The 19,790-nt window shown below is 43.5% G+C and carries 16 protein-coding genes; 4 read left to right on the top strand and 12 right to left on the bottom strand.

Annotated features, from left to right (window positions below; genetic code table 11):
* Window positions 1–8: 8 nt before the first annotated feature.
* From AMBT_RS05105 to AMBT_RS05085, 5 genes are all read right to left on the bottom strand, one after another.
* Window positions 9–2,270 carry a xanthine dehydrogenase family protein molybdopterin-binding subunit gene (locus AMBT_RS05105; RefSeq protein ID WP_013783517.1) on the bottom strand — a complete coding sequence of 754 codons (2,262 nt, stop codon included), beginning with the start codon at window positions 2,268–2,270 and terminating at the stop codon, window positions 9–11.
* Window positions 2,260–3,282 carry an FAD binding domain-containing protein gene (locus AMBT_RS05100; RefSeq protein WP_013783516.1) on the bottom strand — a complete coding sequence of 341 codons (1,023 nt, stop codon included), beginning with the start codon at window positions 3,280–3,282 and terminating at the stop codon, window positions 2,260–2,262. The genes AMBT_RS05105 and AMBT_RS05100 overlap by 11 nt, the downstream gene beginning before the upstream one ends.
* A complete protein-coding gene (locus AMBT_RS05095) occupies window positions 3,282–3,779 on the bottom strand; it encodes a (2Fe-2S)-binding protein (protein WP_013783515.1) in 498 nt (165 codons plus the stop codon). The genes AMBT_RS05100 and AMBT_RS05095 overlap by 1 nt, the downstream gene beginning before the upstream one ends.
* Window positions 3,780–4,107: 328 nt before the next feature.
* Window positions 4,108–6,348, bottom strand: coding sequence for a heparinase II/III domain-containing protein (locus AMBT_RS05090; protein WP_013783514.1), 2,241 nt, complete (start codon window positions 6,346–6,348; stop codon window positions 4,108–4,110).
* A gap of 366 nt (window positions 6,349–6,714) precedes the next feature.
* Entirely contained in the window at window positions 6,715–7,740 is a 1,026-nt protein-coding gene (locus tag AMBT_RS05085; protein ID WP_013783513.1) for a zinc-binding alcohol dehydrogenase family protein, read from the bottom strand.
* A 137-nt stretch (window positions 7,741–7,877) separates the two neighbouring features.
* Here AMBT_RS05085 and AMBT_RS05080 point away from each other — a divergent pair, with 137 nt between their 5' ends.
* Complete coding sequence (locus tag AMBT_RS05080) at window positions 7,878–8,810, top strand: LysR family transcriptional regulator (RefSeq protein WP_013783512.1); 933 nt, start codon at window positions 7,878–7,880, stop codon at window positions 8,808–8,810.
* On the opposite strand, the gene AMBT_RS05075 is transcribed toward AMBT_RS05080, so the two are convergent.
* Together AMBT_RS05075 and AMBT_RS05070 are read right to left on the bottom strand one after the other, a co-directional pair.
* The gene (locus AMBT_RS05075; protein WP_013783511.1) at window positions 8,807–9,418 is read right to left on the bottom strand and encodes an acyl carrier protein phosphodiesterase; all 612 of its coding nucleotides are present in this window, start codon (window positions 9,416–9,418) and stop codon (window positions 8,807–8,809) included. The genes AMBT_RS05080 and AMBT_RS05075 overlap by 4 nt on opposite strands.
* A 62-nt stretch (window positions 9,419–9,480) precedes the next feature.
* Window positions 9,481–11,373, bottom strand: a complete 1,893-nt coding sequence (locus AMBT_RS05070) for a transcriptional regulator (RefSeq protein WP_013783510.1) — start codon at window positions 11,371–11,373, stop codon at window positions 9,481–9,483.
* Window positions 11,374–11,561: 188 nt separating this feature from the next.
* On the opposite strand from AMBT_RS05070, the gene AMBT_RS05065 reads away from it, so the two are divergent.
* The 3 genes from AMBT_RS05065 to AMBT_RS05055 all read left to right on the top strand — a co-directional run bounded on the left by AMBT_RS05065 (window position 11,562) and on the right by AMBT_RS05055 (window position 14,443).
* Entirely contained in the window at window positions 11,562–12,350 is a 789-nt protein-coding gene (locus AMBT_RS05065) for a sterol desaturase family protein (protein WP_013783509.1), read from the top strand.
* A 170-nt stretch (window positions 12,351–12,520) separates the two neighbouring features.
* Window positions 12,521–13,279 carry a tRNA isopentenyl-2-thiomethyl-A-37 hydroxylase MiaE gene (gene miaE, locus AMBT_RS05060; protein WP_013783508.1) on the top strand — a complete coding sequence of 253 codons (759 nt, stop codon included), beginning with the start codon at window positions 12,521–12,523 and terminating at the stop codon, window positions 13,277–13,279.
* A 567-nt stretch (window positions 13,280–13,846) separates the two neighbouring features.
* Entirely contained in the window at window positions 13,847–14,443 is a 597-nt protein-coding gene (locus tag AMBT_RS05055; protein ID WP_013783507.1) for a Yip1 family protein, read from the top strand.
* A gap of 124 nt (window positions 14,444–14,567) precedes the next feature.
* Here AMBT_RS05055 and purF read toward each other — a convergent pair whose 3' ends face one another.
* The 5 genes from purF to accD all read right to left on the bottom strand — a co-directional run bounded on the left by purF (window position 14,568) and on the right by accD (window position 19,559).
* Complete coding sequence (gene purF / locus AMBT_RS05050) at window positions 14,568–16,091, bottom strand: amidophosphoribosyltransferase (protein ID WP_013783506.1); 1,524 nt, start codon at window positions 16,089–16,091, stop codon at window positions 14,568–14,570.
* 14 nt (window positions 16,092–16,105) lie between these two features.
* Complete coding sequence (locus AMBT_RS05045) at window positions 16,106–16,594, bottom strand: CvpA family protein (protein ID WP_013783505.1); 489 nt, start codon at window positions 16,592–16,594, stop codon at window positions 16,106–16,108.
* A gap of 160 nt (window positions 16,595–16,754) precedes the next feature.
* Entirely contained in the window at window positions 16,755–17,363 is a 609-nt protein-coding gene (locus AMBT_RS05040; protein WP_013783504.1) for an SPOR domain-containing protein, read from the bottom strand.
* Window positions 17,364–17,394: 31 nt separating this feature from the next.
* The gene (folC, locus tag AMBT_RS05035) at window positions 17,395–18,714 is read right to left on the bottom strand and encodes a bifunctional tetrahydrofolate synthase/dihydrofolate synthase (RefSeq protein WP_013783503.1); all 1,320 of its coding nucleotides are present in this window, start codon (window positions 18,712–18,714) and stop codon (window positions 17,395–17,397) included.
* Window positions 18,714–19,559, bottom strand: a complete 846-nt coding sequence (accD, locus tag AMBT_RS05030; protein WP_013783502.1) for an acetyl-CoA carboxylase, carboxyltransferase subunit beta — start codon at window positions 19,557–19,559, stop codon at window positions 18,714–18,716. The genes folC and accD overlap by 1 nt, the downstream gene beginning before the upstream one ends.
* Window positions 19,560–19,790 lie beyond the last annotated feature (231 nt).

The following is a 19,790-nucleotide window of genomic DNA, read 5'->3' as shown; positions in this document are numbered from 1 at the left end:
TAGCCTAATCACTTATTTTGCAGTCCTTCCATCACCTTATCCATTGTGATTGGAAATTCCCGAATTCGCACGCCTGTTGCATCTGCAATCGCATTGGTAATAGCGGCTCCAGCGCCTGTAATACCAAGTTCGCCAATACCTTTGGCGCCAATAGGAGATGCTTCATAATCTGGCGTTTCTAGGAAATCTAACGTGACCTCAGCAATATCGCGGTTTACCGCAATATGATATTCACCGAAGTCAGGATTGATAAAACTGGCCGAATCAGTGTGATGATGAATGGCTTCGGTAAGTGCATACCCTGCCCCCCATACCATCCCGCCTTTAATTTGCGAAGACGCCGTTTTTTCATTAAGGATTTTACCTGCTGAAAAAATACCATATTGTCTTTTCAGTCGCACTTCACCTGTGTGGGTGTCCACTTCCACTTCTACGAAATGCGCGCCACAAGAGTATTGCTCGTCTTCACTGGTGTCGTCTTCGCTCACTTCACCTACTTCCGTTAAAGGAAAGTCATCCTTATCGATAAGCTCACTTAAAAGAAAACGCTGTGGCTCGCTACTATTAGTGTGGGTGTCCACATCTGTTTTAGTGTGGGTGTCCACATCTGTTTCATAAACCACCAGCGTGTTGCCTTCTAACACCAATTCACATTCCGGCGTAAGGTTTGGCAACTTTTGTCTGAGTGCTTTCTTCAACGATTTCTTCAACGACTCGCAGGCCTTCATTAATGCTGAGCCTGTACTTGCCGCGCCGAAAGAGCCCCCAGAACCACAGGATGGTGGCAAGCTGCTATCACCCAGTTGTACATCTACACTATCAAGCTGTGAATGGAATGCGCCTGCCGCTATCTGCGCCAATATGGTGTAAGATCCCGTTCCGATATCTGTCATATCCGAACGCACCGTAAGCTTTCCGTTGCTGTCGAGGCTTATGCTGGCTGCACTGGGTACCAGAACGTTCATACGCATAGCACTCGCTACACCGTGGCCTATTAATTTCCCAGGCTTGGGCGCTGGTTTATGTTGCCACCCAAACTTCTGTGCTCCTTCTTGCAAGCAGTCGCCAAGCCTATGGGTGGTAAAGCGCTTACCGCTAACAGGGTGAACTTCAGGTAGGTTTTTAATTCGAAAGGTAAGCGGATCTATCCCCGCTTTTAGGGCTAGTTCATCTATGGCCGATTCAAACGCCAGCGAGCCAATGGCATCACCAGGCGAACGTGTAGAATCGATAAGCGGGGTGTCTGCATCCTTTATTCTATGGGTACTGTTTATAAATTCTGCAGCGTACGTTACACGTGCTCCCGCTCCAGTAGCCTCGGCAAACTCGTAACCTTTTGCTTTCGGCATAGCACTATGATGTTCAATATCACCTATCAGACCATCACTGTCGCAACTCAAATGCATCTGCTGAAAACTATGTCCTCTATGAGGCGCATTGTAAAATACCTGGCGTCTGCTTAGAACAACCTTCACCGGTCGCTTCAAATATCGCGCCCCTAAACAGGCCAATACGGCATCGTAATGCAAACCTAGTTTTGAACCAAAACCTCCCCCAATAAAGGGGCTTTTCACCTCAATGTTCTCTTCATCTAATTCGAAAGTAACCGCTAACGCTTCCACTGCCGAAGCAATAATTTGCACGCTGGTATACACGCTTAGCTTTTCGCCATCAAAGTTTGCAATGGTTGCATGTGGCTCCATAGCCGCGGATATTTGAGAGGGGGTGGTATAGTCAGCCTCTATCTCCACTGCCTTTTTATCATGTTCTCTATTTCCACTTTCGACATCAGCTTCAAATCCGCCATCAAGGGAATCAGGCACGGTAGTGGCCTGCTCTGAAGATAGAAGCAAATCTGGACTTTTAGCATCAATCGTATACTCAACCAAGCTTGCAGCATAACGGGCTTGCTCCAATGTATCGGCAATGACTAAAGCAACTGGCGCACCGAAATGACGAATATGAGGCTCGTTTAGTACAGCCCTACTCTGCGTAAAACGGCTTTCGCTTGCGGGCTTACTGAATGGCTTAAGCGGTCCAGCATTTTTATAGGTTAGTACAGCATGCACGCCCTCTGCCTTTTCAGCTTTCTCTGTCGATAAATGAGTAATTTCTCCTACGGCAGTGTCAGAAGATACCAGCCACCCCACTAACGCTTTTTCATCGAACTGCTGCTCGGCTGCGTAGCGTGCGTGTCCAGTTACTTTTAAAACACCGTCTACGCGATTTTTCGGCTTTCCTAATACGTTTTTCGAAGTATCAATTTTCATAAAGCGCTCCTTCGTAATCATCATTTTCACACTGATGTTCATAAAGTGAATTCAGCACGCTTTTGAATGTATTACGGAGTAAATCAGGTTTGAAATTGTTACTGCCATATACCTTCGCATCGGCCAACTCAGCATCAATAGCGAGGTCTAAAACTTCATCAGAAAACTCAGCGCCTGTAAGCACTTTAATAGCGCTCACAGGGAACCAAGGTTTAGTTCCTACCCCGCCAAAACCTAATGTAACCTTTTCAATTCTATTGCCTTTTACCACAAGCCCAGCAGCTACCGATACCAAAGCAAAGGCATAAGAAGAACGGTCACGCACCTTACGGTAATATTGGCTGCCATGACGTTGTTTTGGAATAATGACGGCAGTAATAACCTCTTCATTCTCTAGAATATTTTCTATATGAGGTGTACTACCGGGCTCGCAGTAAAATTCACGTACGGGTACCACCCGTTCGTTACCCGATTTTGCGGTTAGCAGCAGTTTTGCATCAAGAGCCATCATGGCCACCGCCATATCCGATGGGTGAGTGGCAATGCAATCATCACTAGTGCCTAAAATGGCATGAATACGGTTCATTCTTGTTAGCGCATCACATCCTGAACCAGGTTGGCGCTTATTGCAGGCCTTAGTGGTATCGTAAAAATAGTAGCACCGCGTTCGTTGTAGTAGATTGCCTCCGGTCGTCGCCCTATTTCGAAGCTGCACCGTGGCGCCACTTAATAATGCTTGAGATAGCAAGGAAAGTGATGGTTTGTGATAAGCGTAATTGGCGAGCGCCGTATTCGTAACCATGGCACCAACACGATAATGATCGTCGTGTTCAGTAATACTCTGCTCATCTTCCCATTGGCTTAAATTAATCAACTGTGAAGGGGTTTCAACCTGAAGTTTCATCAAGTCGATAAGATTAGTACCTCCCGCAATATACTTAGCACTGTCTTCGGTTGATAAACCGGTAATATCTTGAGTATGCTTTATATTTTGTACGCTGAATGGGTTCATTATTGTGGCTCCAAAGCAATAACATCTTGTATTGCATCAACAATATTGGGATAAGCGCCACAGCGGCATAAATTGCCGCTCATTCTTTCACTAATATCTTCTTTGGGTGAGTAGTCAGCACTACAGGTCACCGCACTGGGGTTCTTTGCCGCTAGCTCATCCATTAACGCGACACCCGAGCAAATTTGCCCTGAAGTACAATAGCCGCACTGAAAAGCATCCCGCTCTACAAAGGCCTTTTGTAGGGGGTGTAACTCATCATTCTTGGCTATTCCTTCAATGGTGGTAACCGATTTTCCTTCAAGCTGAAAGGCGAAAACCAAACACGCATTTACTCGCTCTCCGTCAACTAATACGGTACAGGCACCGCACTGGCCGTGATCGCAGCCTTTTTTGGCACCAAACATAGCGAGGTGTTGATGTAAAAAATCGAGTAGCGTGGTTCTTGGATCTTCAGGGAGGGGATAAGCTTCTTCATTTACAAAAAGAGTGGACATGGCGTTTTCCTATACCGTACAGCTATCAATCCGTTACTGCTCAGGAGTTAGCTGAATATTTGTCATTCACCTTTTCACTACGCCTCCTCTTTAAGTTTGGTTCAGCATTAAATGTTGCGGTTTAAAAAAAGAAAAACCGCACGCTCTTTAGGTTGCCGTTAACATATGAATGCAAACGACAACTATTGGAGTTTGTGCGGCTTTAGTTACACTGCGCATTTCGTTACGCAAAGCATTGCTATTTAAAAACAGCGTTCGCATACACTTTCCATGAAACTGTGATTACCATGCTTTGATTTTATAACGTAATTTCTATAGCGAAACTAAGTTACTGGTACAAGTAAGGGCCCGTCCAGCTATACTTTTCACCGTCTATTTTCACACTATGTTTGGCGTTTTTCGACGCATCTTCATTGGAGATAATAAACACTTGCTCAGTACCTTTAACGTCGGTAATTTTAATACCTGTATAGGCTTCGCTATCAAGCACCACACTCAAGTCAGTAATACTACTTTTTGAATTCTGTGATGATTCACTAACTCGGCTATAAGACCCATGAGGCTCTACTACCGATACGAACAGGGTATCCTGTGTATCATTTCTGCGAAGCATGATGGCTGGATCACGTCGTAAGTTAAACTCAGGGTCGTTAGCGCCTATACGGGTAAAAAACACTTCATCTTCACTGTTAGTGATAGAAGTAATGGTGTAATACTTGCCATTACTTAACCACGAAAACTGAGTGTTGTGGTCAGCCGCATCGCCTTTTCCTTCAACGTATAAATGTTGATAGCCATTATCATCACCTAACGGATTCAGGCTCGTTGGCGTATCGTATTTGAAGTTCATATCTAATACTTGGCCAAAATAGTAGAACGGAAAGTCATACTGATTTTTCTTATCTGACTCAACCCGCATAATGTCTAACACGAACGGCTTTTCGAAGTTGTCGTTAGCGATCATAGCCATAGTGCGGTGCATCAAGGTACCAGGGTACGCATTTTCTTCTGTCGCACTTACCACTTTGATATCTTCGCGCTCTGCATCAAAAGTAAATAACTCTGAATGATGCTGACTCGCTATATCGTAATCGCCGTTAAAATGTTTCTTCTGATTTATCGACAAAGTGTTATGCGCGATGGTGGTTTTCGCCCAGGTTTTGTTCTCTTTTAAGTAGTTACCGCCACCTTTTTGCTCAATATTTACAAAACGCGCTAAACCGTAATCTTGTAATACTTCCTCGCCTTTTTCATACATTGAAAAAGAAAGTTTGTCGTAATGGCCATGACTTAAGCCTTGGGCCGCATACTTAAACACCAAGGTCATATCTTCATCACCTTGGCGCAACACACCTATGCCACCTTGCTTGCCATTCACGCCGTCACTTAAGTTCACTGATTGCTTGATAAAAGGTTCAGCCTTACCATCGCGAACGTCAATTGCCGCTTGTAGCCCTGATTCTTGCAATAACACTTCGCCTTGTTTTTCAACAACACTAAGCAGTTGTGGATTCTTATCACCGTAGAAATAAGCTAAATCCACCGCACTCACCAAGGAACTCTTGTAATAAGACATCCCTTTTTGGGCATCATTAATTGGGAAGAATTCACCATCAGCATCAGACAAATTAAGAAGCGCGTTTACGCCTTTCAATAAAACGTTGTCTTTGTGCTGAAGCACTTTTAAGTCTGGACGACTGTTGTCCATTGCTAAAGCAAAAATAAGGAAAGGATACATTGCATAGCGTTGGTAATATGGTCCTTCGGTATAATAGCCATCTGGCGAGAAAGGTTCTTCTAGGTTAGCAAAGAAGCCTTTGCGCTGACCTTCTACCTTAATGGTGCCACCGTCGTTATCTTTACCGCCTACTTCTAAACCATCATCTTCAATACCATACAAGGCACGCTGAATAAGTTCTTCGTCGTTCATGACTAGGCCAATCATACCGACCGCCGCGATGCCCCACGTGCTATGGTTGTGAACGCGATTGAAAAACTGCGGGTTCTCTAGTGAGATAAAATCAGCGAACGGACGGAACAAATTCGTTTCTAGCGTTTCCCGTTCTTCAGCTGAAAGATAATCATAAATGGCATCATAAGCTTGGCTCATGTAAACCAACCAGTTACTGTCGTTTAAGCACTGCCAAAACAATTTACCACGTGAATACGAGCGTTCTTGAGGGTGTAGCGGTAAATCTTTGTACATGGCTTCATACTGAAACAACATATCGCGAATGTATTTTGCGTATTTTTCGTCGTTCAGTACCTGATACAACACACCGGCTTTTTGAGCTACAAAGAAGTTTTGCTTGTGGCGTTGATGGGTATAACCGCCTGAAAAGTCTTTAGGAATAGGCGTATCAATTCCCATAGCAATTTCTGCATCTACTTCCTGTTTAACACTTGATAATGTTGTGTCAAACAGGGGAACTTGGCCTAAATTGTCTCTCATTCTTTCCACACCAGGTTTAGTAAGAATAAGATTAGGATGTTCTTTTGCTTGCAGGGTAAAAGGCGACATAGTTATGCCCACCGTTAATAACGTAAGGGTAAATTTTTTTATATTCATATTATAAGTTCCGTTTTTAACACTTCGCCTTTTTAGAATTTATTAACAATGGGTGTAGGGTAAAAAATTGTTAATAAGAAGATAGCGAATTGAGGATTAGTACAATAACAGAACCTCTAAGGTATAAAAGCTGACCACTGCGAGAAAACGCAAAAACAACCAACTATTTGTCCGAAATATAGCCATTTGTAGTATTTTTACTAAAAAATCTTGCATAGGCAGGTTCTAAATAAAAACGTGAATAGGATGATAAACGTGACGTACCACTTAGTACGCCACGTTGAATACGTTATGTTTCGCTAGTCAACATTGCATTGAGCTAGTTTTATCACATCAAACTCGATATGCGGTCCCCCAACAAACAAGTTAGAAACCTTCTAAAACGATTTTTCCAATTGCTGTGCCTGCTTCTAGGGTTTTATGCGCTTCAATTAAGTTCGCCGCATTAATTTTACCCAAATGCTTACCTACTGTCGTTTTTACGTGGCCTGCGTCAATTAACGCGGCAACATCGGATAGCAACTCACCTTGGGCGCTCATATCTTCTGTTTGGAACATTGAACGGGTGAACATAAACTCCCAGTGTAAAGAAATACTCTTTGGCTTGAGCTTTGAAATATCTAACGCTTCAGGGTCGTCAATAAGTGCAATCTTACCCATAGGCTTCATTATTTCTACGTAGGCATCGAGATATGCATCAGTGGCATTCAAGCTTGCCACATGTGTAACTGGCCCAATATTTAGCGCAGTAATTTGTTCAGCTAATGGTTGGCGGTGGTTAACGACATAATCAGCACCCAAGCTCTTCACCCACTGTATAGAACTTTCACGAGAAGCAGTGGCTATAACCGTAGCACCGGTTAAGGTTTTTAGCAGTTGAAGCATGATTGAACCAACCCCGCCAGCCGCGCCTACTACCAACACGGTTTCGTTAGTTTTCTTGGGATTACCCGCTTGTTGTTTTTCAAGCGCCAAATGTTGGAACAATAATTCCCATGCAGTTATCGCGGTAAGCGGTAATGCCGCCGCTTCGCTATCAGACAAGCTTTTCGGAGCACGGCCAACAATGCGTTCGTCTATTAACTGGAATTCAGCATTGGTGCCTTGGCGTGTTAAATCGCCCGCGTAATATACTCTATCACCTACTTTCAAGGTTTCTACATCATTACCAGCTTCAACCACTTCACCTACCGCATCCCACCCCAAAATTTTAGGTTCACCATTTTCAGGCGACACACGTTGGCGAATTTTAAAATCTACTGGGTTAACGGCAATTGCGTTGATTTTCACCAAGACATCCCGTCCCGACGCGGCAGGCTTGGCAAGCTCTACATCCGTTAGTGCGTTTTCATCTGTTATAGGTAAAGATGTAGTGTATCCAATTGCTTTCATCGAGAAATCCCCTTCTGCTTAAGTAAAATACTGAACGAATGTGCATATTCATATGCCATGAGAATATAATACGCCTTGACTGTTTCAAATTAAACAGCACAATATTTGAAACATTTTCAATAGAAAATAGATAATCTATGTTGCTTGAAGATCTCATTGTTATTTTAAAGGTCGCTGAATTTCGCAGTATTACTGCAGCAGCATCTAGCTTAGACATGCGCACAGCAACCGCGAGCGCTGCGGTTAAGCGAGTTGAAAGTACGCTAGGTTCCGACCTTTTTATTCGAACAACTCGTTCGCTTCGCCTATCTGCTGCGGGTGAGCGTTACTTACCTGTTTGCGAGCAAGCCATCACCATGCTTGAACACGCAAAGCAAAACTTACAAGAAGATACAGGAAATATTGAGGGTGAATTACGCATAGGCTTATCGTCAGATTTAGGCCGCAATGTTATTGCCCCTTGGCTTAACCGCTTTATGGATGAGCATACTGGTATTAGCATGAAGCTGCATTTAAGCGACAGCAACATCGATTTTTATCGCGATCCTGTTGATATCGCCCTTCGTTACGGTTCGCCAAATGATGCCAGTTTATACGGCTTTAAAATATGTGAAGTGCCTAGGTTATTGGTAGCCTCCCCCGCTTATTTAAAACAGCACGGCACACCAAAAACCTTAGAAGACCTACCTAAACACAACGGCCTTTTTTATCAGCTACACGATATTATTTATAACGAGTGGGAGCTTACCCGCAACAATCAACCCGTGAAAATTAAAATGCAGGGTAACCGTGCTGCTAATGACGGCGACATGGTGCGAAGATGGTGTGTGAATGGCCATGGCCTTGCAGTAAAGTCTAGTTTGGACATGTGCGACGACCTACTTAATAACCGCGCAGTTGCCTTAATGCCTGACTATATTGTTAAGCCTACCCAATTATGGCTAATTTGCCCTAGTAGACAATCCATAACGCCCGCCGTAAGGTTGCTAAGAGATACCCTTAGGACACAATGCCAATACCAATTACAACAGTTGGTGGCGGCAGGTATTTTTGCCGAGGATCGAATCTAAACCGTGATAAGTCCGCTGGGAGTACCGCGCTCAGGCCCGTGTTGCTGAACATGTTCAATTAGGGCAGGAAAAAAGCCTAGAAATAAGCTATTTAAGAGCGTGAAGTTTGCTTCTATATCTTGCACGCATTGAGCAAAATCATTTTTAAATCGTATACGCTTCGCGACTGCCTGTATAGCGAAACCTATCCCTTCAAACTCCGCGTAGTCTGCAAACCAGTTGTGCGTAATCATATGAGAAACACTACGCTGCATGGTGGTGGGCATAACAGGCAACTTCTTTTCCAATAATGAAAAGCTTTGCTCACAAAATGCTTCAAATGGAATGGTAGAGAATCGCGTCCAATGCGTAATTAATAAATGATCGAACAGCATATCTATCGCCACAGGTGCAAAACGCCTGTGCTCTGGTTTAAACAACGCTTTTGCTTGTTTTACGCTAGCATGACTGTCAGTAAACTTATCTACTGTATAGTGGTTTTCTAGGCCTTTACTTACGCCATTACTGAGCGTGGCGAGTGCTACACCTTTGCGAAAATCGCCAAGTAAATTCCCGTAGTGAGAATCGGCAGTAGGTTGGGCTAAAAAAAGGTGTGCTAGATAATTCATTGTTCCATTATACGTAAAGTTACAAATAAAGTTTGTAGGAATGTGGGGTACATGGTTTAACGTCAGCGTTGATAGCTGGCTATGGAGACATCGTCCAACCCTACTTGGTTTAGTAGAGCCTCAAACCTTTCATCTTGCCTTATGGGTGAAAGGCGAGAGTCGAACCGGCTGAATACCAGGCAGTTTGAACGTGATGAAATTGCACTATTCAACAGCTCGAATGCGCGATCAAATTCGTCCAGAATAATGTAACTTATCGCGGTTTCATAAGGACACATAAATGCGTTTAACGTTTCGGCCTGCTTTAATAGCGGCGCTATTTTGTGCTTATCACCTGCATAACCATATGCTTGAGACAGTGCAATTAAAGCAAACGGATATTGTGGAGCGAGCGCTACTCCTTTTTGAGCAAACGCAATAGCTTCTTCGTGCTCCCCCATTAACGAAAGCGAAACACTCGCTCCGCTATATAATACGCTTACCCGAGGGTGTTGCTTTATTTTGACCCTAGCCCAGGCCACCGCTGCATCAAAATCACCTACCATTGCCAATGCCCAATGCCCCCAATCTGCTAACTCAACATTTAACGGATCAAGCTTATCGGCCTGCCTTAGCGCTCTTTTGACACCTTCAACATCCCCTAAGCCAGCGTAATATAGGGCGAAACCTAGCTCGGTTAACACCAGTTCGGAGTTTTGGGATTTCGCGGCATTAAGCACCTTCCAAGCATCATTCCACCTCCACGCAAATACGTAGGCAAGACCCAGTGACGATAGCGCATCTGCGTTATTACTCGAGACCGCTAGCGCACCTTGCACGCTACTCACCACCATTGGAAGTACTTCACTGGGAGTGTCAAAATAAGACATTATCAAACGATATGCATTTGCCCTTGCAACATAGGCAGCTTCAAAAGAAGGATCAAGTGCAATAGCACCACTGAAAAGCTCAATGGATTTACGCAAAGGCTCATGGCTTAACAGATTCATCTGCTGCTGCCCCTCTACGTATAATTCATAAGCGGCTACATTATTAGTAGGCAACGCATACAGTGCCTCTTCCATTTTAGGGCTAATGGCAACCGACAAAGACGATGCTGCGCCACTGGCAATTTCAGATTGAATTGAGAAAAAATTCCTATCATTAACTTGCCCTAAAAAAGCTTGATCCCAAATAAGCGCGCCGGTTTCAAGGCTAAATAGCGTAGCAGAAACTTTAATGTTTCCCTGCGAACTCACGTTCACAGTCGCGTCTAAAACATGCGTAACGCTTGGAATTTTGGTTCTAATATTCGTAAACGATTTATCGTTTTTAAAAACGAATGCTGAAGATGAAGGTACAACTCGAAGTTCGGGTAAATGGCCAAATTTTGTAATCATTTCTCTGGTTATTTGTTCCGTAAAGGGTTGCCATTTTTTGTCGTCATCACTTGATATGCCAAACGGCAATACTAAAATATATGGCTGACTATTTTGGTTATTAGTCTCTGCTGCCCCCCTGTAGAAAGTAATAAAAATTAAACCCAGCAGTAAGGTAAAGAAAATGACCACAGAGGTCTTTGAAAAGAGATACTTTAATAAAGCCTCAGGCTGTTTTAACGTTGAATTGCTATTCGCTGAAGCCTGCTCAGAGGTAGGCGTGTTTTTGAGCTGGGTTACTGTCGCGGCAAATCGATAACCTCTACCTCGCAACGTAGTGATGACCCTTTGCATCTCACCATTGTCGTCAAGTAGCTTTCTTGCGGCTTTTATATGATTGCTAAGTGTGGTGTCTGAAACCTCTCTAGCAGCCCAAATTTCTTTAAATAACTCATCTCGAGTTACTAACCGGTCGCGATGGTCAATAAGATAAACAATTAAGTCGAAAACCTTAGGCTCGACCGCTAGGGGCTCGCCATGCTTTACGATGACAAAGTTTTCTGTGTCTATCTGAAAATCTGCCACTTGGTAAATCATTTTATTCACCGCTATTTTGAAAAGATTAGTAACGCGAGAGCCATAACCTAACGTCACTGCGCTGTAGTTACATAATGATTAGCTATTTTTTAGCTAATCATTATCTAAACCTTAAGTTTCTCCACCCAGCCGACCTTAAAATAGCACCTACTTTTGGCAACATCTATTAACGCTTACCGGAGGAATACATGCCAACCCCTTTAGCTATACTTCTAGATCCGATATCTCTTGGTTTCTTCGCTTTGTACTTATTACTTATCATGGTCGAAACATTGAGGCCTGCAAGAGCGTTGCCGCCAACTAAGTTTTGGCAGGCGCGAGCGTTATTGACCTTTGTAATATATTTCTACGCATCAAGTTATTTGCCCCTTATATGGGACACTCACCTTTATCAATATCAACTGTTCGATCTTACCGATATGAATCCGTTTGCGGCTTGTATTATTGCCCTTTTGGTGTTCGAACTCTTACTCTACGGCTGGCATCGTGCTATTCATGAAAATCGGTATCTATGGCGAATATTTCACCAATTTCATCATAGCGCAGAACGCATCGATACATTTGGTGCTTTTTATTTTAGTCCATTCGATATGATTGGTTTTACAGCACTAAGCAGTCTGGCTTTGGTAGTATTTGCGGGCGTTAGCCCAGAGGCTAGTACATACTTTCTATTCTTCAGCTCGTTTTTAGCTATCTTTCAGCACACAAATATTAGTACGCCCCAATGGTTAGGATTTTTTATCCAAAGGCCAGAGAGCCACTCCTTTCACCACAAGAAGGGAGTGCATCGTTACAATTACTCAGACTTACCTATTTTTGACATTATTTTTGGAACATTTAAAAACCCAAAAACCTTTGTAAGTGAAACCGGGTTCTATCAGGGTGCCTCAATGCGATATTTAGATATGCTGCTATTTCATGATGTGGTTAGAGCAGCTAAAGCAGAGGATGTTATCAACTCAAAAAATCATAGTTAGCAAACAACTTGCGGAGGCGATGCTTCAGGGGGCTATACCTGAAAAGGGCTATGCTTGCGAAGGTTATAGTTGAGAGTGCAATGATAATAACGTGCATTTCCATCGCCAGCCGATGCCTCTAGTGTGGTACAATTATACTTTACGTTGGCCCTAATTTAGTTTTAAAGACAGTGAATACAGCAGAATTACTCGCCCCTATAAATACGTTTTTACACGCTACAACACCAGGTGCATGGGTTGAAGAAGCTACCAAGCCTGAAAACTTTTCCATGCTGCTTTTAGATCATTTGATTTGTGAGCTTAAAGCATCTCAATCGGCCATGTTTCTTATTCGAAAATATGCCGTCGATAAAGAAAGTGGCGATGCCCTTTTGGCGTGGCTACAACCTTTCGAGCAATACGTGTATAAACGCGAAGGTGACTGGCGAGATTTACCGTCGAAAAATAAACTGTCGAAATCTGTTATCCCACGCTCTGATTCAAAATATGGCCAAGACCTTGTTGATAAAATGGTGCTACTAATTAAAGAGGAGTTACATCACTTTTATCAAGTATTGGAGATGATGGACCATTTCGATATTGAGTATCGAAGCATCACCCCTTCGCGCTACGCAAAAGGGTTACTAAGGCATGTTAAAACTCACGAGCCAGATGCCTTAGTCGACAAACTCATATGTGGCGCTTATATCGAGGCCCGCTCTTGCGAGCGATTCGCAAAATTAGCGCCCCACGTAGATGCAAAGCTTGGTGAATTTTATATTTCCTTGCTTCGCTCTGAAGCTAGGCACTATCAAGACTACTTGTCGCTGGCCACCGATATCGCGGGCAAAGATATTTCAGAAAGAATTGCGTACTTTGGTGAGGTAGAGGCTGAATTAATCACTACCAATGACAGCGATTTTAAATTCCATAGCGGGCTTCCAGCTTAAGGTATTTATAACGCCCTTACAGGCTTTCTAAAATGAAGGGTTGGAAGTTGATAATGCGTGGTGTCATGTCACGCTTTCAACTCATCGTTTATCGCCACCTTTTCTCTTTGAGTCTTGTTTACTTATTTTTATTCATACCCTTTTTCTTGTCTGGATGTTCTTCTCTAGTTATTTGAATGCTCTTATCTGGTTGCTCTCAACTAATTAGTCTCGTCTGATGCTCTTACCTGATTACTTTTACTTGGTTGCACTTACCTAATTGCTCTTCTTTACGCGGCTAACCGGGTCGATAGCACCGCCTTACCTAAGATAATCCTTATATCAATTAAGCTATTTAGCCTTCAATTCGTTTAAATTACAGCCTGATTTCGACCCATCTTGGTGCACCCCACCCAAATAGATTAATAAGTGCGTTTTAAGACCTATTTTTCACACTATTTATTTGACTGATTCATCATCCTGTAGCAAAATTGTCGTGTAAATTAAATGTTGCATTTTATACTTTAGTATTAACATTGATTCTTATAAAAAATAATACTCTTCAGACTTTCTCAGAGGCGAAGGACAATGCTTTTAAACCATGTTATTGGGATGTACACACATCCAAAAGAAGAATGCCGTAATATCGATCGACGCCAGGAAACTTTTTTCTACGCATTTAGCCACATTGCTATTATTGCGTTAATACCCACTATTGTGGCGTATTACTCAACTGTTTACACAGGTTGGAGTATGGGCGGAGATCTCATCAAATTAAGCGAAAGCAGTGCGCTATTAATGGCGACGGGTATGTATTTCGGCTTAGTTGCTGGCGTAGTGGCCTTGGCAGTGGTCATTCATGAGCTAGCTAAAGCGTTTGAATCAACCACCACTTTCACGCAATCACTAGAGTTAGCCGCTTACACCGCTACCCCATTATTTATGGTGGGTTTTGCTGGTTTGTATCCAGAGCTTTGGGTGGTAATGGCTGCACTATTAGTAGGTGTAAGCTATTCAGTCTACCTACTTTTTTCTGGTGTGCCTTTGTTATTACAATTGCCACAAGAAAAAGGGTTTATCTATTCCAGCTCAGTGGTTACCTGTGGGCTAGTATTAATGGTTATTTTAATGACTGGCGCAGTACTATTGTGGGGTATTACAACAGGCCCTATTTTCGCCAGCTAGCGAATAAAAAATTGTAATTTACTTTACCTATTCAGCCATAAAATAATAAACACAAAAAAGCCGCTTATTAGCGGCTTTTTTTACAACTACAGCACATAGCGATAACTATCTGCTGACGATTATCCTAGTCGTTAGAATCGATATTATGCATATCTAAATTGCTCAACTCTGCTTGCAGAATGGGCGCTTCACGAGACTTCTCACCACGCGAAATATCAATACGTTCAAGGTAGTCTTGGTCTACATCACCGGTAATATAGTTGCCGTCGAAAACTGAAGTTTCAAAACGTTGAATTGAATCGTTTTCTTCCCGCACTGCCTCAACTAAATCAGTGATATCTTGGAATATAAGACCGTCAGCTTGAATAAGGTCGGCTATTTGATCGATTTCTCGGCCATAGGCAATCAGTTCGTTGGCTGAAGGCATGTCGATACCATATACGTTAGGGAAACGTATTTCAGGCGCTGCAGAGGCGAAGTATACCTTCTTAGCACCAGACTCTCTGGCCATCTCAATAATTTGGCCAGATGTAGTACCTCGAACAATAGAGTCATCAACTAACAACACGTTCTTGCCTTTAAATTCAGACGAGATAGCGTTTAGCTTGCGGCGTACAGACTTCTTACGCATAGTTTGGCCAGGCATAATGAAGGTACGACCAATGTAGCGATTCTTCACAAAGCCCTGACGGTATGGCAACTCTAAGGTGTTGGCAATTTGCAGTGCCACATCCATAGACGTTTCAGGGATAGGAATAACAACATCGATGTCTAAATCGCTCCATTCACGGGCAATTTTTTCACCTAATCGGCGACCCATATTCACGCGAGACGCATAAACTGAGATACCGTCGATAAAGCTATCTGGGCGTGCAAAATACACAAACTCAAAAATACAAGGCGAAGTAATGGGGTTCTCGGCACACTGTCTGGTATGAAGCTCGCCATTTTCAGTAATGTACACGGCTTCACCTGGCGACACATCGCGGATGAATTGGAAACCAACGGCATCCAGTGCCACACTTTCCGATGCTACCATCCACTCTTCGCCAAGCTCTGTCATACGCTTACCTAGCGCTAACGGGCGAATGCCGTGTGGGTCACGAAATGCCACAATACCTTGGCCGATAATAGCGGCAACAACCGCGTACGCACCGCGAATTTTCTTGTGTACTTTAGTAACTACTTCAAAGATATGTTCAGCGGTAACACTTAGTCCTGCCACTTGCTGTAGCTCGTGAGCAAGAATGTTTAACAACAATTCTGAATCAGATGTGGTGTTAATATGACGACGGGCAATTCGAAATACTTCTTCTTGCAAATCGTGTGCATTGGTTAAGTTACCATTGTGTGCAAACGCAATACCAAACGGTGAGTTCACATAGAAAGGCTGAGCTTCGGCTGAACTTGAGGTGCCCGCAGTAGGATAGCGAACGTGCCCAATACCCATATTACCCGATAAACGCTTCATATGACGCGTATGAAATACATCACGAACCAAACCATTTGCCTTACGCAAATTAAACATATTTTGGTCGATGGTCATTATTCCAGCAGCATCCTGTCCACGATGTTGGATTACCGTTAAACCATCGTACAAAGACTGAGCTACTGGTGTTTTACCAACTATTCCGACAATACCACACATGTGCGTTACCTATATCAAGCGGGATTTAAGAAACTGGAGGAGCCTTTCACATATGTGAAAAACCACTCAATAATGACACCAAATTCGGGAATAAGTACCGACGTTTGCCACCACTGCGATGAGGCAGCGGCAGAGAAAGTGTCCATGAAAAAGAGAAGCGCGCTAACGATAAGTACGCCGCGGAGCGCTCCAAATACAATGCCTAAAACGCGATCGGTACCTGACAGGCCTGTAGCCTGAACCAGTTGTCCAATTGCAAAATTTAACATGCCGCCTAGCATCAGAGTTGATACAAATAACGCGGCAATGGCAGCACCATTTCGAAGATACAAATCATCGATGGCAGTAAAATATACGGCTAAGTCGGCATAAAAATGGCTGGCAATAAAGAGTGCGCCAAACCATACCACAAGAGAGATGGCTTCTTTAACAAACCCTCTAATAAGGCTTATTAAGGTAGATACCGCAACGATACCCAATATGGAAAAGTCTACCCAGTTCATTGTCTCTTAATTGCGTTATAGTCGCGGAAGTTGTTAGTAGCGACATGCCGTTGGCGAGATGGCGCGCATTCTAACAGAAGCCGGAAAAATTACCAATGTGTAATATTTTTAGCTTCTGATTTTCACGGTGTAGAAAGTGCTGTGTACCTATCGGTTTACACTATTCTACTTTAAACGTGGTGACCTTACCTTTCAGGTCGGTGAGTTCACGTAAATGGGGCAATGCTGCCTCTAATTTTTGTTTTTCTAAGTCTGGGCCAACAAACACTTTGTTGAGCGGACCAGAGTTAGTCATTATCCGGCGACTAAACGCACGATACCCAGCTTTCTCAAGCTTATTCAATAATGACTTTACGTTTTTCTCATGGCGAAAGCTGCCTAGTTGTATCACCCAACCTGCGTCATCCACAGTAGATGAATCTGGTGCTTCAACAATGGTTTGACTGGCAAGAGTGTCTTCTGCCGTTATTTTAGCCTCTACCGGCTCAGGCAACGCTTGAGTCTCACTAGGCACATTAGACGGTGCGCCTTCATCATCCAGCGCTTTGTCGTCTGTTACCGTAACGGGCAACTGTGCCGCTTTAGCTACCCGCTCACTAGGAAAGGCTTCGGGCTCTACAATGGGTTTCTTAGGAGGACTTGCAGGAACAGATACAAACGGTTCTTTATTGGTTTGCTTCTTGCCATCGAGAAAGTCTGGTAAAAAAATAACTGCCAGCGCCACAATGATGATGGTGCCCACGAGTCTATTCTTTAATGCCGACGTCACTATTATCTCCTGTTGAACTTATTGTTCGATTTTATTGTTGTTCATTTGCGTTGGTATAATCTAACACTTCAGCCACGGTAACAAAGGAACCAAAGACCAATATAAGTTCGCCTTCTTGGTAATCATTACGAGCTGCTTTATAAGCATTCGTCACATCGCTGAAGGTTTTGATATAGCTTTTATCAAGCTGAGCATCCAAAAGCGCCCCCGCGAGTACGTCTGCATCGCAGCCTCGAGGCCCTGATGTGCTTGCTAAGTACCATTGTGCATTCAGCGACGACAAAGGCGCAAGGGTTTCTACAATAGATTTGTCTTTTAACATACCCGCTACCACGCGTATTTTATTTGCGGGGTAACGTTTAAGCCATTCCCGCATTGCTTTGGTCGCTTGGGGGTTATGCGCGACATCCACCACCACTAGCGGATTTTGGCTAATTTCTTGTTGGCGCCCAGGCAAACGGGTATTGGCAATAATGTGCTTTATCGCTGCTTCATCTGGCAGTAAGTTTAATAACTCTAGTGCCGCAAGTGCCGTACTCACGTTTTGCTGCGGAATATGCGGGTATGGCAGCTGGGTAAATTCAGTATGCTTACCCTTCCATTGCCACGTTCGACTGGTGCTAGCGCTAAGGCTATTGTTAGGTGCGGTATTCTCAACGATGAAAAAGTCTTGCTGCGCCCATCGAGCATCAACATCTAATTCGGACACAACGTCACGTAGTGAACTTGGCGGTAAAAGCTCGCCAATAACAGCTTTACCATTTTTTCGCATGATACCGGCTTTTTCACGAGCAATTGCTTCGCGGGTATCACCCAGCCAGTCTTGGTGATCAAGATCAATAGTCGTAATAATGGCTAAATCTGGGTCAAGAATATTAGCGGCATCTAACCTTCCCCCTAGCCCCACTTCCAATACGGCCACATCAACACCCCAATCCTGCATCATTTTCATTGCAGCCAAGGTGCCGAATTCAAAATAGGTTAACGTGATATCGCCACGGGCTTTTTCGATAAGCTCGAAAGCACGGCAAAATGCGCCTTCTTCAGCCAATTCACCGTTTAGCCGCACACGTTCGCAGTAACTCACTAGATGAGGAGAACTAAACACCGCAACGGTTTTACCTTTCGCAAGCATAGCTTGCTCTAACAAGCGACAGGTCGTGCCTTTACCATTAGTACCGGCAACGGTAATAAGTAAAGCGTCTTTTAGATGGATACCCATGGCATTTGCCACAGATTTAACGCGCTCAAGCCCCATATCAATGGCGCTTGGATGAATAGATTCAAGATGAGAAAGCCACTGACTCAACGTGGTTGTTGAGCCAGTATTTTGATTTTTTTGTGTATTCACTAATTCTGATGATGCAGCTTAAGTAACAAGCCGTGTAATTTATCACGCATTTCTCTGCGGTCAACAATCATATCAATAGCGCCTTTCTCAACAAGGAACTCACTACGCTGGAAACCTTGTGGTAACTTTTCGCGTACTGTTTGCTCGATAACACGAGGGCCAGCAAAACCAATCAAGGCTTTTGGCTCGGCAACGTTAACATCACCTAGCATCGCTAAACTGGCAGAAACGCCGCCCATTGTTGGGTCTGTTAACACAGAAATGTAAGGTAAACCTTTTTTGCTCATTTTTGCCAATGCTGCAGAAGTTTTGGCCATTTGCATTAGCGACATAAGCGCTTCTTGCATACGTGCCCCGCCACTGGCAGAGAAACAAATTAGTGGTGTGTTGTTTTCAAGACAAGCATTTACTGCGGCAACAAAGCGAGCACCTACCACAGAGGCCATTGAACCACCCATGAAGGCAAATTCGAAACTGGCTACTACAACCGGCATACCTTTTAGTTTGCCCTGCATAACAACCAAGGCGTCTTTTTCATTGGTTTGCTTTTGCGCGGCTACAATCCGGTCTTTATAACGCTTTGAGTCTTTGAATTTGAGGATATCTTGTGGTTCGAATTCAGCGCCAAGCTCTACGCGATCCCCCTCATCAAGAAAACCGTCTATACGGCGACGGGCCGTAATACGCATGTGATGATCGCATTTAGGGCAAACTTCTTGAAGTTTTTCCAACTCAGTTTTGTACAACACAGCTTGGCAAGAGCCGCATTTTGTCCAAATCCCCTCAGGTACATTACCTTTTGTGGATGTTTGCGTACGCGGAAGAATTTTTTGAATCCAGCTCATGGAAAAGGAATCCTTTATATTTATTAGCGCACCGACACTGTTTTTTCATTCGTGCTTTGTGTCAATACTACATGAATATTTCGGTTACTTTATTGTAGCGCAAGAGAAAAATACGCACTACGTTAGTACAACCACCTAATATAGCGCGCTATTAGACCACAATACAGTAAAATGGAAAAAACAAAACTGGTCTAAGAAGTTGAACGGTAACCCATTGCTACCGTTCACGCT

This window comes from Alteromonas naphthalenivorans (assembly GCF_000213655.1).
Lineage (GTDB): Bacteria > Pseudomonadota > Gammaproteobacteria > Enterobacterales > Alteromonadaceae > Alteromonas > Alteromonas naphthalenivorans.
This window is presented reverse-complemented; position numbering and strand designations above follow the sequence as displayed.

Bases quoted from the DNA above. Each gene is read 5' to 3' on its own strand.
- AMBT_RS05105 (WP_013783517.1), bottom strand. From the start codon at position 2,270: ATGAAAATTGATACTTCGAAAAACGTATTAGGAAAGCCGAAAAATCGC.
- AMBT_RS05100 (WP_013783516.1), bottom strand. From the start codon at position 3,282: ATGAACCCATTCAGCGTACAAAATATAAAGCATACTCAAGATATTACC.
- AMBT_RS05095 (WP_013783515.1), bottom strand. From the start codon at position 3,779: ATGTCCACTCTTTTTGTAAATGAAGAAGCTTATCCCCTCCCTGAAGAT.
- AMBT_RS05090 (WP_013783514.1), bottom strand. From the start codon at position 6,348: ATGAATATAAAAAAATTTACCCTTACGTTATTAACGGTGGGCATAACT.
- AMBT_RS05085 (WP_013783513.1), bottom strand. From the start codon at position 7,740: ATGAAAGCAATTGGATACACTACATCTTTACCTATAACAGATGAAAAC.
- AMBT_RS05080 (WP_013783512.1), top strand. From the start codon at position 7,878: ATGTTGCTTGAAGATCTCATTGTTATTTTAAAGGTCGCTGAATTTCGC.
- AMBT_RS05075 (WP_013783511.1), bottom strand. From the start codon at position 9,418: ATGAATTATCTAGCACACCTTTTTTTAGCCCAACCTACTGCCGATTCT.
- AMBT_RS05070 (WP_013783510.1), bottom strand. From the start codon at position 11,373: ATGATTTACCAAGTGGCAGATTTTCAGATAGACACAGAAAACTTTGTC.
- AMBT_RS05065 (WP_013783509.1), top strand. From the start codon at position 11,562: ATGCCAACCCCTTTAGCTATACTTCTAGATCCGATATCTCTTGGTTTC.
- AMBT_RS05055 (WP_013783507.1), top strand. From the start codon at position 13,847: ATGCTTTTAAACCATGTTATTGGGATGTACACACATCCAAAAGAAGAA.
- purF (WP_013783506.1), bottom strand. From the start codon at position 16,091: ATGTGTGGTATTGTCGGAATAGTTGGTAAAACACCAGTAGCTCAGTCT.
- AMBT_RS05045 (WP_013783505.1), bottom strand. From the start codon at position 16,594: ATGAACTGGGTAGACTTTTCCATATTGGGTATCGTTGCGGTATCTACC.
- accD (WP_013783502.1), bottom strand. From the start codon at position 19,559: ATGAGCTGGATTCAAAAAATTCTTCCGCGTACGCAAACATCCACAAAA.